The sequence below is a fragment of the Heyndrickxia ginsengihumi genome (assembly GCF_011008565.1).
In the GTDB taxonomy this organism is placed as follows: domain Bacteria; phylum Bacillota; class Bacilli; order Bacillales; family Bacillaceae_C; genus Weizmannia; species Weizmannia ginsengihumi.
Genome location: NZ_JAAIWK010000017.1, coordinates 71,285 through 85,738, shown reverse-complemented (window position 1 = coordinate 85,738; position 14,454 = coordinate 71,285). Strand labels below are relative to the sequence as shown.

Genomic DNA, 14,454 nt, shown 5'->3' with positions numbered 1-14,454 from the left:
AAAAACGATTAAACGGCCTTAGCCCGATGGAATATAGAGCTAAAGCCGCTTAAATCATTTTTATTATTTCCACTGTCTACTTGACAGGGGGCAGTTCAGATTCAATGGGGTTTTTCTTAAACTGAAAGGAGAAAGGCTTTTCGTTTAATTGCTAGAGCTGTTTTTTTGATTTTGTTGCTGATTATTTGTTTCTGTATTTTGTTTATTAGTCGTCCCACTTGTTGGGGTAGCTTTAGAACCTGAGCTGTTGTTCTGACCAGATTGGTTCTGATTGCTAGTATTGTCATTACTGTTAGTATCGTTCGAATTAGACTTATCCGTATTAGTGTTCGTACTACTATCGTTTCCGTTATTATTATCTGTCTTGCTGTTTTGATCAGATTGGTTACTATTTTGATCATTCGTTTGATTGTCATCGTTTGTATTAGCATTATTTTTATCACTGTTATTAGCGTTATCTTGTTGATTATTATTTGTCTGATCATTTGTTGTTTCTGCACTTGGAACTGTCACAGATGCGGATGCTGCTTTACTAGTTTTTCCGTCTGCGCTGGCAGTAACACTAATTACATAGGTTGAACCAGGTTTTGGATTAGAAATTGTAAAATTCGTTTGCGATGTTGAACCAAATGATGCTTTAGAACCATCAATGGAGCCATCCAATGTAAAGCTTGCACCAGATCCTGAATATCCCCAGCTTACGTTAATTTGATTGCTGTTTTTATCGTAAGACGCACTTATATTCGTTGGAGCCGTTACATCATTTTTATCCTTATCTTTTTCTTTATCTTTTTCTTTCTTATCGTCTTTTTCCGCTTGTTTATTTGCAGTATTTACATCGCTGCTACCGCGTACATACAATTCACTTCCAATTTGAATAACGCTTTTTGGCTTTGTGAAATCAGGTGTACTTACATCTTCTGAAACATAGCTCATTAAGCTGCGGAAAATCTGTTGTGATATCTTTTGATTCGCTGCTGTAATTCCGTACTTTTTCCCTTGTTCACTATTGTAGCCCGTCCAAACAGATAGCGCATATTTTGTTGTATATCCCGTAAACCAGGAATCCTCAACATCAGAGCTCATTAAATTATATTTAGCTAAATCTGCACTGCTAAAGTTCGTTGTTCCAGTTTTACCAGCAACAGGTAGACCAGGAATACTCGCAGCAGTACCTGTTCCTTTAGTAAGTACATCTTTTAACATATCTGTAATCATATATGCGGTATAATCACTCATTGCTACTTTTGATTGGTAATTTGGCTTTATTTCCGTTACGCCATCCCGCAATACAATTTTTCTAATTGCATGTGGTTTATTATAAACCCCATCATTTCCAAATGCTGCATATGCTCCGGCCATTTGTAAAGGAGAAACTCCTAAGCCACCGCCGATTGATGCTGATTCATTTTTTCCTTTATCTCCAAAGTTGAATCCAAGATTTTTGGCAAATTTATTAGCATCATCACTGCCTACTTCACGGAATGTTTTCAATGCAGGAATATTTCGTGAGTTATATAGTGCTTTACGCATCGTTATATTACCTTGATATGAATTATCCCAGTCATTAATTGGTGTTCCATCACGATAGGTTGTAGGTTCATCGGCAAGGATATGGCCAGTCGACCATTTTAAATTTTGAATAGCAGGACCGTAATCCAATATTGGTTTAATTGTTGATCCAGGAGAACGTCTTGTATCAACTGCATAGTTAAAGCCACTTTCGACTTTACGATTGCGACCGCCGCCTAATGCACGAATTTCTCCTGTTTTTGTATCAACTAAGGCAAAGCCTGCTTGGAATTTATCGTCAGGGTATTGAACAACCGAATTAGTATTCAATATTTTTTCGGCATATTTTTGTGCTCTTGCATCTAATGTTGTATAGATGGTTAAGCCGTCAGAGTAAATATTATAATTACCGAGTTTCTGCATTTCATTGATTACTTCATCAACAAATGCAGGGTATTTATTTGCCGGTGTATTACGTTTCTTTTCACTGACTAACCCTTTTGTAATCGGTGTATCCATCGCTTGATCCATTTGAGATTTCGTTATTTTATGATGCTGATACATGAGTGATAGAACAGTATCACGGCGTTCTTTTGCTAAATCTGGATGTTCAAATGGATTGTAAAGATTCGGACCTTGTGGCATCCCAGCAAGCAGTGCCATCTGCGGTAAGGATAATTTGCTCAAACTCTTACCAAAATAATGTTCAGCAGCTGTTTCAAAGCCAAAAACTCCGTCAGATAAATATACTTTATTTACATACATTTCAAGAATTTCATGTTTCGTATAATGTCTTTCTAATTGAATAGCAAGCCATGCCTCTTGAGATTTACGTTTTAATGTCTTCACATCTTTATTGTTGAGTGCCATTGTAACAACTTGTTGAGTTAATGTACTTGCACCTTGTGAACCAAATCCATGCTTAATATTTGCAACAACAGCACCGCCAATACGGATAGGATCAATCCCATGATGCTTATAAAATCTGGCATCCTCAGTTGAAAGAATCGCATTTTCCATTTGATGGGGGAGCTGATCATAGGTTATATATTTTCTATTTTGTGCTCCAAGTCTTGCAATTACTTTATTGTTTTTGTCTTTAATTACAGATGGTATAGGATCAGACAATTCTTTTTTTGTTAATTTTGGGGCGCTGCTGGCATAGTACGCAAATGTACTTATACCTGCAATGACTCCGACTAATCCTACAATGATACAAACAAGAATGAGTCGTTTAATAAAAGTCGCAAATTTATTCTTTTGTTTCTTTTGTCTTTTCTTTGCTTTTTTTTGTTTATTTCTGTCAACACGACTTTGAACTTTTTCTGCCATACAAAGCATTCCTTTCTTCTAAATCATGAACATCGATTTAGATTACGATTCGTCTATTCCTAAAAAGGGAACGACTATTTTCGTATAAGATTACTTAATGTGGAAATTATACACCATATTGAGTAATTCATCTAATCCATTAAAAGTGATAAATATTTTTTAATGTCTTTATATAATCAATACGGGGATTAAGCCCAATTGAAATGAGATGACCAACGGCTTCAATCTCCTCTTTCTTAATGGATTTTCTACCACCAGCTATCATTCTATCCCAATATCCAAATAAATGTTGGCTCTCAATCAAAAAAATTTCTTCATCAAGTGAAAAACGAAGAATAACGAAACTAATTCCAGCTTGTTCCACGACTTTTTTCATATGAGTAATTTGATGTTCGTGGAAATTGTGAAGGGGAAATGAAGTCCGACTTTTTGTTTCTTTCGCCTCAAAATCGATGTATTTGCCACAACATACACCATTATAGTCAGTTGTCGAAGGCTGTTTAAAATACGCTTCTTTTATAACGGCTGAACTCCGTGAAGGATAGTCAACATTGACGATTTGGATAGGCGTCGGTTTTTTATGAATTACAGCAATCCCTTCGCGTAAGTAATATTCATTCGTTTCATTAATGTCATCTTCTAATGTCATTCCGCGTTTACTATAGGAGATATTTTTCGATTTGTTCGTTTCCTTTGCTAACATATTGTTAGGGGTATACATTTTTCCATTTGGATAGCGCAGACTCAAGCTTACTCACCTCACAAACTAAATTATATCATAGCAGAATCTTTGATAAATATGTATTGAAAATTTTAATGATCACTTAAATAAATCTCATTAGGAGGAAAAATGGTTATTAAAGGAAATTTTCACCACCTAAAGGATTGCTTTTATGATATGGCAAATGAATATATAATAGAAAAAATAAAAAATGAAACAAAGAAACATAATAAAGATAATATTAGCCGGACAAATGCTTATTTTTATTTTTATCTCGTTCACTCCGATATAAAATGGTCGTTTCTAGCATCTATGGTTTCCCGTAATGCAGGATGGAATATGTGTGATCTCGAAGGTGAGCACTTTCCGAAAATTTTTCCTGAATCAGTAAGAACCCGTCTTTTTTTAACGTATGAAAGAGCAAATTGGACGATCTTTGAAGACGCATATCCACAATTAATGATTTACCATTATTCAATCAAATACAATAAACCACTATTTCACTTACTGGATTATTTTCATGTTTCGAAATTTATGGTGAAAGAATGGTGGCATTATTATCATTCAAATGATAGAAATCGTCTATTACTTGCGTTGATTATTAATGAACAAAATGTTATTCAGCGCCCAGTAATCGAACACCCATATTTTAAATCAAAGGTGTTTCATACACCTTTATTTCGGATGCAAGATATTCTTCATATTAATGCAGTCGTTTTTCCTACGTTAACTGGACGTCTTTACGGGGATTCTGTAGTGAAATTTCAAAAGGTAACGGAAAGAATTGCATTAGGAAAAAGATTATCATTCATTTTATTCCACCCCGAATTGTACCCTCAATTTCTCAAATTTGCAGTTAACACGAAGCATACCGGTTCGAGGTATGACTATGAAAAATATATAGATAACGTTAGGAAGCCGGATACGCCTGCATTGAGAAAGACATACCCCGTGATTGCACATCATTGGCATGATAGTGAAGATTGGTTTCAACAAAATAAGATGAAAGAAAAGTGGTATGATCCTGCCCATATAAAGCATGATATTAATATTTCAAAATGGTTCCTACAAAAACAAGAAAAAGTGAAATATTTCGCGAAGGTTCTTTATATTTTAAAACATGTGTGTAAATAAGAAAGGATGATGAGGCTTGATTATAGCTTATGACAAAGGTGCTCACGGACAGCAAACCATAAAGAGTGAGCTACACTTAATCATTCCTAAACTTTTTTTGCTGAACCAAAAGTATATTAACGAAAGAAACCCTGAATATTGCGCTCCACCATATTCTTCGCTTTTCGCGGGCGGCTGATGCGCCTCCAGCAGGAGTCTACGTATATTTTCGGAGCTGATTTGGGTAATGCTCATCTTTAACTAACCACTTTTGCGTTTTGTCCCGACCTCATGACCTGCTTTTTATTCTAAACTCAAAACTAGCATAGTCTTTTTAATGCTCTGTGCCGATTTTCTTAAGATCATGTCGGCAAAAATATTTATCGTCCATCTTTGTTCGAAAAAATGATAAACGGGCGTAGAAAGGAAATAAAATCTCTTCTACTTACTATTATAAAAAAGGCTATCGACAAACTAATAAACAATAAGTTTGTCGATAGCCTTACAACGAGTTGTATTCCGCTTTTTACACTTCTAAAAATGAATCAGGTGGAAGGACGGTTCGGACCATTTAGCTTAGGGTTACCTGTCCCTGTTTTTGATTCTTTTCGTTGCGATTGTTTTTGTTCTTGGGATTGGTTGTTATTCTTCAAAGCGTACACCTCCAAATGATAGTGACGTGCCTTCTATGGCCGTTCTTAACATATTGTTTGCAATCTTGTTTGATTCATTCATATTGTCGAAAAGAAACGTAAAAATTTAGGGGTTTAAACTTTCTTTGACGAATTATTTCTAGTTTTGTCAAGGAGGCAGGGACTTTTTAAAAGAGAAAGAATACTATTTGTAAATATGAGAGGGGTGTGGAAACATGTTAACAAAAGATGAATTTTTAGATAAATTAGATACATTTGAAATGGAAGTAGGTTTACTTGAAAATACAGTAATTGCAAATTTAAAGCAGGAGAGAGTTAATCTCATTGCTATGCATGTACATCAGTATAAAAATATTCTGAGAAAAATGGAACATTTAGAGCATCGTGTCAACGATTTTAGTAAACTGCCTGTCATTTCAAAGGCAGCAAATGATTATCTTGAATTACAACAAAAGACCTCCTAAAATAGAATAGAGCTATCATCGTTATGTAGCTCGTAGGAGGAGAAAAGATGGACAACCAAAAAGTATATATCCTAACACTCAAATTAATACAAGAAAATCAATTCTTGCTTAACACATATATGAATGTTAGAGAGAGTGGTATGGCAAAAGACTTTTTTCAAGATGTTCGACCATATTGTGATGAATTAAAAGCAGCAATAGATGAATGGTTGCCTTTAGCCGTTTTATGGGTTGAAACAAATCAGCCGAAACATTTATTTGCAATCCAGTTAAAAAATACAGCTGAAAATTTACAAATGGTATCTGTTCGAGCTTTTTACCCAGAAACAAGTTTAAAAAGATTCAAAAGCCATATCCAATCAATTGATTATGTGTTAAATCGGTTAAAAGATGAGTTAGAAGGATAGACATTCGTGTTCATGGTTTTTTTCACCATTTTTAATGTGCTTCATACTTTATTAGTATGAGGTTGCAGGAGGAGAAAGTGATGAGAAGACTATATGAGCCAAATTTTGTTCATCATATGTATCGTATGCCATCAGGTCCTATAGGATCATATTATCCCTATTATCAGCCATTTCCAGCACAACAGCATGGATATGGGAACCAATACTACCCTCATCCTTACCAAAATCCTTATATGCATATGAATGGATTTGGAGTATCTGGTTTTCCACAACAACAACAAAATACTGCATATGGTATATCAAATGAACCACCAATATTCGATAATCCTCTTCAAATGAATCAAAATCAGCCAAAAGCACCGCAAGCAGTTGGGCAAGGATATATGAATCCATATCCAAAAGAGGCAATGCCGCCAAAGCCATATCAAAATAATACGGGAAGTTTCTTAAATTCATTTAAGTCTCAAGATGGGTCAATTGATTTTAATAAAATGATGAATACTGCAGGACAAATGATGAATGCTGTCAATCAGGTATCATCAATGGTTAAAGGCTTAGGAGGTCTCTTTAAATAGGCTTCTAGGCCATTTTTATTGAACAAACAAATAAAGAATTGAATAAGTCCATAAAAAAAAATCAGAAAAACATTTCTGATTTTTTTATTCAATTTGTAGTTTTCTTTTTTTATCTTTTTGTACGGTAATTTTAAGAACACCTTTATCATAATGTGCCCGTACTTTTTGCTCATCAAACGGTTGAGGCAAGGAAATTGTCCTTGATAAGCGTTTAAAACCATTCTTTTGAAAAACTGAATGATTTTCAGTATTTTCTTCCTTTTCCGTCGCTTTATACATTACAGTAATAGTAATGTATTGCTGAAAAATGTCAATTTCAATTTGATCTTTTTTTACATTGGGAATTTTAGCAGCAACGACAAAATGTTCGTCCGTTTCATCAATCTCTACAGGAAACGATTCAAACGGAAAGGCTGAGGCAAAAAGCTCATCAATACTTTGCAAAAAGCCTTTTACTGGTTTTTCTTGGAAAAAATGATCCATTGAACGCATAAATTCTTCGAAAGGATTCTGCCCCGATCCATTTGTCAGTCCATTCAATTATGAGCACCTCCTTTTTTTATGTAATCTTAATTTTATATCGTAATATATGAAAATCGTGTTAAAAAAGTGAATGTATCCATTACAAAAAACTTCAATTGCGAACGTTTATTCTCTATAATAGGAACTAGTGAGGTGGCAAGTTTGAAACAGAAAAAATCATTAATAGATTTCTTAACAACGTTCCAATTGGATCCATCTTTTAAAGAACAAATTGTATATTGGCATACAATTGATGCTAAACCGGCAAAGACTAGACCTTTTCCGCCGTTTATTCATGAGCAGATAAAAAAGGCATTAAATAAACGAGGAATTGAAAGTTTATATACGCATCAAGTGGAAGCTTTTGAAACGGCGGTGTCAGGGGAGAGCTTTGTTGCTGTTACTCCAACAGCTTCCGGAAAAACACTTTGTTATAATTTGCCTGTTTTACAATCGATTTTAAATAATCCGAATGCCCGTGCGTTATATATGTTTCCTACAAAGGCGTTGGCGCAAGATCAAAAAAGTGAAATTAATGAAGTGATTGAAGAAGCCGGAATTAATGTTAATAGTTATACTTATGACGGAGATACGCCGAGTAATATAAGACAAAGAGTAAGGAAAGCAGGACATATTGTGATTACAAATCCAGATATGTTACATTCTGCAATTCTTCCCCATCATACGAAATGGGTATCTTTTTTTGAAAACCTTCAATATGTTGTGATTGACGAGTTGCATACGTATCGTGGTGTGTTTGGCAGTCATGTTGCAAATGTGATTCGCCGTCTAAAAAGGATATGTAAATATTATGGAAGTAATCCAATTTTTATTTGTACTTCAGCAACAATTGAAAATCCGCAAGAATTAGCTGAAAAATTAACGGGGAATAACATGAAGCTGATCGATAACAATGGGGCACCGAGTGGTACGAAGCATTTTGCATTTTATAATCCGCCCATTATTAATAAACCGTTAAATATACGTAGAAGTGCTACATTAGATGTTAGAAATATAGCATCGGAATTGTTAAAAAATAAAATTCAAACGATTATTTTTGCAAGAAGCCGTGTTCGAGTAGAAATTATTTTAAAATACTTACAAGAGCTTGTTAAGCATGAACTCGGTCAAAAATCCATTATGGGATACCGAGGAGGCTATTTGCCTACAGAAAGACGGCGAATTGAGCAAGGGCTTCGAAACGGTGATATATATGGAATTGTTAGTACAAATGCACTTGAGCTTGGTGTAGATATTGGTCAATTACAAGTTTGTATTATGACGGGATACCCTGGAACAATTGCGAGTGCATGGCAGCAAGCAGGGCGTGCCGGTAGAAGGCAAGGGGAGTCATTAGTCATTATGGTGGCAAGTTCATCACCACTTGATCAGTATATCATCCAACACCCAGAATATTTCTTTCAGCAATCTCCTGAAACAGCAAGAATTAATCCTGACAACTTAGTAATCCTAGTTGATCATGTAAAATGTGCAGCATATGAACTTCCTTTTAAAAAAGGTGAAACATTTGGTGATGTAGATATTGAAGATGTTTTAGAATTTTTAACAGATGAACGAATTTTACATGCACGCGGAGATGCTTGGTATTGGATGAACGATTCATTTCCTGCACATAACATTAGTCTTCGTTCTGCTTCGCAAGAAAATGTTGTCATAATTGATATTAGTGACCAAGCGAATGTGAAAGTAATTGGTGAAATGGATCAATTTAGCGCCATGACATTGCTGCACGAAGAGGCCATCTATCTTCACCAAGGGACACAATTTCAAGTTGAAACGTTGGACTGGGAAGAAAAGAAGGCGTTTGTCCGAGAAGTAGCTGTCGACTATTATACAGATGCTAATTTGGCTGTTGAACTGCGTGTACTTGAAATTGACAGACATGAAGGATTGAAGTTTGCGGAAATAGGCTATGGTGATGTCATGGTGCAAGCAATGCCGACGATTTTTAAAAAAATCAAATTTAACACTCATGAAAATATAGGTTCTGGCCCGATTCATCTTCCCGAAATGGAATTGCATACGAATTCTGTTTGGTTTTCTGTTGATGAAGTTATTTCGAAAGAGCAACTTGAAGAAGGATTAATTGGTGTTAGCCATGCGTTACAAGCTATTATTCCGCTATTTGTCATGTGTGATCCGCATGATATTCAAGTTGTGCCACAAGTGAAAGCTTTGCATAATGAAAAGCCAACCATTTTCATTTATGATCGTTATCCCGGGGGTATTGGGCTGAGCGAAAAAATATTTGAGCAGGCATACGCTATTTTAAATGCAACGAAACATATGATCGAATATTGTACATGTGATGCTGGCTGCCCATCATGCATTGGAATTGAGACATCTTCCGATAAAATAAAGCAGGCCTCTATCTTTTTGTTAGAGTCCTTAATAAAAGGAATTTGCGAAAAGGTGGATAACCATGTCATCTCTTAAATCAAAGTTGAATCGCATGAAAAGTCATTTGATAAAAGATCAGCAATCCCAGCCAGCCCTTACTGTTTTGGCTGAAGAAGCACATAGTAAACATATTCCATTCCTTGAAGTATGGGAAGAAGCCGACACAAGTCCGTATTTTTTAGATGATGAATACTGCTTCATTCGAGAAGTGCACTATCCCTTTGATAAACAGCATGGCAGGTATCAGTTCAAAGATTTTCTTACAGCCATAGATTTGTGGAATCATCATAATGTGTACCATCCTTTATCAGCGTATGGTTTTAAAGGAACAGACCTATTTTTCTTCGATACTGAAACGACAGGTTTAGGAGGAGGAACTGGTAACACCATTTTTTTGCTCGGCTATGCTTCTTTCACGGATACAGAAGTTGTATTGAAGCAACATATTTTACCGGAGCCAGGGCTAGAAGTGCCACTATATGACAGCTTTTTAAAAAACGTAGATTATACAACGTTAGTAACCTATAACGGAAAAGCATTTGACTGGCCACAAGTAAAAACACGCCATACACTTGTGCGTGAACATGTACCAAAGCTGCCAGATTTCGGCCATTTTGACTTGTATCATGCAGCGCGCAGACTTTGGAAGGATGAACTTGAATCCGTAAAATTAACAAATGTTGAAAAGGATATTTTAGGTTTCGAAAGGCATGATGATGTTCCAGGTTTTTTAGCACCGATGATATACTTTGATTTTGTCGAAAGAAAAGATCCAAAAGGGATTATTGAAATGTTAAAGCATAATGAAAATGATATTTTATCGCTTATTACATTGTATACACATTTAAGTTTTCAAATTCTGCAGCATGATCCTTTACAATCAGCAAAAGAAAAAAGATTGGTTGGAAATTGGTTTGAATATATTGGACAACATGATGTTGCTTTTCAATCATATATTGAAGCGGCTAAAGAGGATGATATCCCTGCAATACATCAATTAGCAAAACAGTACAAAAGAAAAAAAGATTATGCTCAAGCAAAACAATTATGGGGAGAAGTTGTGAAAAGAGCTAAGAAAAATATTCAATCTGAGGCCTACATTGAATTGGCAAAAGTGCTTGAACATCAAGATAAAGACTATGTTACGGCAATAGATTGCACCGAGAAGGCAATACAATTGTTTGAATATTTTATTTCCCTCGGTTCAGAGAAGTGGAAAAAACATTTAAAAGAGGCCGAAAAAAGATTACAACGTTTGAAACGAAAAGAGGAAACGAAAAGAGGAAACGAAAAGAGTCAAGGTCGGAAATAATATCGTATAATGCTATTTCCTGGGGAAGCGCATAAAACGACGATTTCACTGTAATTTCATAAAAAATAGTGATGAATCGACGTTTTTTGCATTTTTGAGAGATTAATTGTTTTTTAAGAAAGGCTCGCTATCTTTAAAGTATATTTCCGATTTTTAACATTGTGTTGTTTAACGGAAATCGGTAAAATAATCATAGCTTTTCAATAAAAACGATAGGGTTGAGGTTGAATAATTATGTATCGAGCTTTGTTTGTATTCTTTTTCATTTTTATTGCGATTGTTGTTTTTTCATTTGTCAGTTTCCACGATAGTCTTAACTTAATGTTTTAGTTTAAAAGTTTCATAGGTTATGTATCCGGCTTTCACTACAGACAACCGTGAATGGTGAAAGGAGTCATTTCGATGTGTTGACATCACTGCCAGCTACACGTTTTGCCGCAATTTCATCTAACAAAATGCTTTATGAACGATACATGGGGATTTTGTTGTGCCACATTCTGATATAACAGCTCATGTAAATCCTTAAATATTCCAGCGACAACATTATAATCTTTATTACAAACTCTGTAATTAATCATGCATGTAAGATGATCTATTAATACAGAGTGTTGTAATATGAACAATAGCAAGGATTGATATCCTTGCTATTGTCATACATAAATCTATTTGAAACATCATACATTATGGAGGTAATGATTTGGGGAAAGTTATTGCACTCACGGGTTATAAGCCATTTGAATTAGGTATTTTCCAAATTTCCCATCCTGCAATTGACTACGTAAAAATTGCTATCAAAAAACAGTTGCTTGTTTTAATTGATGAGGGATATGATTGGGTGTTAATTTCAGCTCAGCAAGGTGTAGAATTATGGGGGGCAGAAGTAGTTTTTGAATTGCAAGAACAATTTCCTGAGCTTAAACTAGCAATTTTAACGCCGTTTCTAAATCAAGAAGAGAAATGGAAGGAAGAGCAGAAAGAGTATTATGAAATGATTGTATCTCAAGCAGACTTTGTTGCATCTATATCTAACCAACCGTACACAAGCCCGCTGCAATTTAGAAATAAAAATCGAATTTTTTTACATAAAAGTGATTGTTTGCTTATTGTTTATGATGAAGAGAAGGAAGGTTCGCCGAGATTTCTGCTGGAGGCCGCAAAAAAGTATCAAGAACAGCATGGATATGAAATAAGATGTATTGACTTTTATGATTTACAAGTAATAATAGAAGAAGAACAAATGAATTTTTAAACATTAATTGAAATAAAAATTGACAAACAAAATGGTTTTTGAAAAAATAAATATATTATGTTGGTGAATGTTAAGGTGGTGCGAAAATGTTAGCTGATCACATTAAATTAACGGCAAAGGATATTTTGGAAAAAGAGTTTAAAACGGCAGTTAGAGGTTATAAACAAGAAGAAGTAGATAAGTTTTTAGACTTGATTATTAAAGATTATGAAACATTTCATCAAACAATTGAGGAACTACAAGCAGAAAATTTGCGCCTTAGAAAACAAGCAGAAGATGCTGGAAAACGTCAACCTGTTCAGACACAAATGACTGGTACAACGAACTTCGATATCTTAAAACGGCTCTCTAATTTAGAGAAGCATGTGTTTGGTAGTAAATTAAACGATTAATTTTACTGCCCTCAATGATTTAAATTGGTGATGTTTGTATAATCCGTAATATATTTCTACTTGCAAGTTCGGGACAACTTATATATAATTAATTAGCGTTGGAAATAACGTTCGGGTAATTGCGGCAACACTTTAGTTGCTGAGGAAAGTCCATGCTCGCACGGTGCTGAGATGCCCGTAGTGTTTGTGCCTAGCGAATACATAAGCTAGGGCAGTTTGATTATTCAAACTGACGGCAGGGAAAATACCTAAGTCACTGTTTTGTGATATGGTATGAGTACTTTGAAAGTGCCACAGTGACGGAGCTTTATGAGAAATCATAAAGGTGGAACGAGGTAAACCCCACAAGCGAGCAACTCAAATTATGGTAGAGGCATTCTTTCTGAGGAAATGAACGAGGAAAGAGACAAGTGTATACTTGTAGATAGATGATTACCGCCCGCGTACGAGATGCAACCACATCGTTTGTAGTACAAAGGTACAGAACATGGCTTATAGAACGTTATTTTGGTTGAATATCGTCATAAATGCCCTCCTATTTACAGGAGGGCATTTTGCTTATATTGCAAATGAGCTATATACTAAAAAAGAAGATTTTAACAGAAAAAAGATAGGTGAAAATATGGCAATGTATCAATTAATTGCAACAAGTGCGATGGGACTCGAAGCATTAGTTGCAAAAGAAGTGAGAAACTTAGGGTATGAATGTAAAGTTGAAAATGGAAGAATAGAATATGAAGGAGACGAGATAGCTATTGCACGAAGTAATTTATGGTTGCGTTGTGCAGATCGCGTCAAAATAAAAGTCGGGGAATTTAAGGTAGAAACATTTGACGAACTGTTTGAAAAAACAAAAGCATTGAATTGGGAGTATTTTTTGCCGGCAGATGCTGAATTTCCTGTCCAAGGAAAATCTGTCAAATCTAAGTTATTTAGTGTTTCTGATTGTCAAGCGATTGTAAAGAAAGCGATCGTTGAACGTTTAAAATCTCAATATAAACAAATCTCATGGTTTGCAGAAAATGGTCCACTATTTAAAATTGAAGTTGCTCTATTAAAAGATATTGCAACGCTTACAATTGATACAAGCGGTATTGGTTTACATAAACGGGGCTACCGTGTGTCACAAGGTCCGGCTCCAATTAAAGAAACACTTGCGGCAGCAATGATCTCTTTAACCAATTGGCATCCTGATCGTCCTTTTGTTGATCCATTTTGTGGTTCAGGAACACTTCCTATTGAAGCCGCACTAATCGGTCAAAACATTGCTCCAGGTTTTAATCGAGAGTTCATAAGTGAAACATGGCCATGGATTGATCAATCTGTTTGGGAGAAAGCTCGGACCGAAGCAGAAGATATGGCAAATTATGATCAAAAATTAAAGATTCTAGGATCCGATATCGATCATAAAATGATAGAAATCTCGAAACAAAATGCAAACGAAGCAGGTTTAGGAGACATCGTTAACTTTAAACAAATGCAAGTAACGGACTTTACTTCCAAGGAAGAATACGGTGTGTTGCTCGGTAACCCTCCATATGGGGAGCGTATAGGAGACCGAGAAGAAGTTGAACAGATGTATCGTGAAATGGGTAAAGCCTTTCAAACATTAGATACTTGGTCCATCTATATATTGACCTCATATGAAAAATTTGAGCAACTTTATGGAAAAAAAGCGACTAAGAAAAGAAAGCTATTTAATGGTTCGATTCGTACTGACTTATACCAATTCTGGGGTCCGCGGCCTCCAAGAAAATAAAAAAGGTGCCTGACCCCTTTAG

At 35.3% G+C, this 14,454-nt stretch carries 12 protein-coding genes and 1 other RNA gene; 10 read left to right on the top strand and 3 right to left on the bottom strand.

Features of this window, described 5'->3' with window-relative positions:
• Positions 1 to 144: 144 nt before the first annotated feature.
• On the bottom strand, positions 145 to 2,844 hold the full coding sequence (locus tag G4D61_RS11425; protein WP_163173994.1) for a PBP1A family penicillin-binding protein: 2,700 nt from the start codon (positions 2,842 to 2,844) through the stop codon (positions 145 to 147).
• Positions 2,845 to 2,983: 139 nt separating this feature from the next.
• Positions 2,984 to 3,592: a Holliday junction resolvase RecU gene (recU, locus tag G4D61_RS11420; protein ID WP_163173992.1), complete on the bottom strand. Its 609-nt coding sequence runs from the start codon at positions 3,590 to 3,592 to the stop codon at positions 2,984 to 2,986.
• Positions 3,593 to 3,694: 102 nt separating this feature from the next.
• On the opposite strand from recU, the gene G4D61_RS11415 reads away from it, so the two are divergent.
• The 4 genes from G4D61_RS11415 to G4D61_RS11400 all read left to right on the top strand — a co-directional run bounded on the left by G4D61_RS11415 (position 3,695) and on the right by G4D61_RS11400 (position 6,777).
• Positions 3,695 to 4,699, top strand: coding sequence for a DUF2515 domain-containing protein (locus G4D61_RS11415; RefSeq protein ID WP_235929364.1), 1,005 nt, complete (start codon positions 3,695 to 3,697; stop codon positions 4,697 to 4,699).
• Positions 4,700 to 5,546: 847 nt separating this feature from the next.
• Entirely contained in the window at positions 5,547 to 5,795 is a 249-nt protein-coding gene (locus G4D61_RS11410; RefSeq protein ID WP_025731173.1) for a hypothetical protein, read from the top strand.
• 47 nt (positions 5,796 to 5,842) lie between these two features.
• A complete protein-coding gene (locus tag G4D61_RS11405; RefSeq protein ID WP_163173990.1) occupies positions 5,843 to 6,202 on the top strand; it encodes a YppE family protein in 360 nt (119 codons plus the stop codon).
• 80 nt (positions 6,203 to 6,282) lie between these two features.
• Positions 6,283 to 6,777, top strand: coding sequence for a YppG family protein (locus G4D61_RS11400; RefSeq protein ID WP_025731175.1), 495 nt, complete (start codon positions 6,283 to 6,285; stop codon positions 6,775 to 6,777).
• Between the two features lie 84 nt (positions 6,778 to 6,861).
• On the opposite strand, the gene G4D61_RS11395 is transcribed toward G4D61_RS11400, so the two are convergent.
• Positions 6,862 to 7,317 carry an Hsp20/alpha crystallin family protein gene (locus tag G4D61_RS11395; protein WP_025731176.1) on the bottom strand — a complete coding sequence of 152 codons (456 nt, stop codon included), beginning with the start codon at positions 7,315 to 7,317 and terminating at the stop codon, positions 6,862 to 6,864.
• Positions 7,318 to 7,461: 144 nt separating this feature from the next.
• On the opposite strand from G4D61_RS11395, the gene G4D61_RS11390 reads away from it, so the two are divergent.
• The 6 genes from G4D61_RS11390 to G4D61_RS11365 all read left to right on the top strand — a co-directional run bounded on the left by G4D61_RS11390 (position 7,462) and on the right by G4D61_RS11365 (position 14,432).
• Positions 7,462 to 9,756 carry a DEAD/DEAH box helicase gene (locus tag G4D61_RS11390; RefSeq protein ID WP_035354131.1) on the top strand — a complete coding sequence of 765 codons (2,295 nt, stop codon included), beginning with the start codon at positions 7,462 to 7,464 and terminating at the stop codon, positions 9,754 to 9,756.
• The gene (locus tag G4D61_RS11385) at positions 9,743 to 11,032 is read left to right on the top strand and encodes a ribonuclease H-like domain-containing protein (RefSeq protein WP_163173988.1); all 1,290 of its coding nucleotides are present in this window, start codon (positions 9,743 to 9,745) and stop codon (positions 11,030 to 11,032) included. The genes G4D61_RS11390 and G4D61_RS11385 overlap by 14 nt, the downstream gene beginning before the upstream one ends.
• 697 nt (positions 11,033 to 11,729) lie before the next feature.
• Entirely contained in the window at positions 11,730 to 12,281 is a 552-nt protein-coding gene (locus G4D61_RS11380; RefSeq protein ID WP_025731179.1) for an SLOG family protein, read from the top strand.
• Positions 12,282 to 12,367: 86 nt separating this feature from the next.
• Positions 12,368 to 12,673, top strand: a complete 306-nt coding sequence (gene gpsB / locus G4D61_RS11375) for a cell division regulator GpsB (RefSeq protein WP_025731180.1) — start codon at positions 12,368 to 12,370, stop codon at positions 12,671 to 12,673.
• Between the two features lie 107 nt (positions 12,674 to 12,780).
• Positions 12,781 to 13,173, top strand: an RNA gene (rnpB, locus tag G4D61_RS11370) — RNase P RNA component class B.
• Between the two features lie 122 nt (positions 13,174 to 13,295).
• Positions 13,296 to 14,432, top strand: coding sequence for a THUMP domain-containing class I SAM-dependent RNA methyltransferase (locus tag G4D61_RS11365; protein ID WP_025731181.1), 1,137 nt, complete (start codon positions 13,296 to 13,298; stop codon positions 14,430 to 14,432).
• Positions 14,433 to 14,454: the final 22 nt, after the last annotated feature.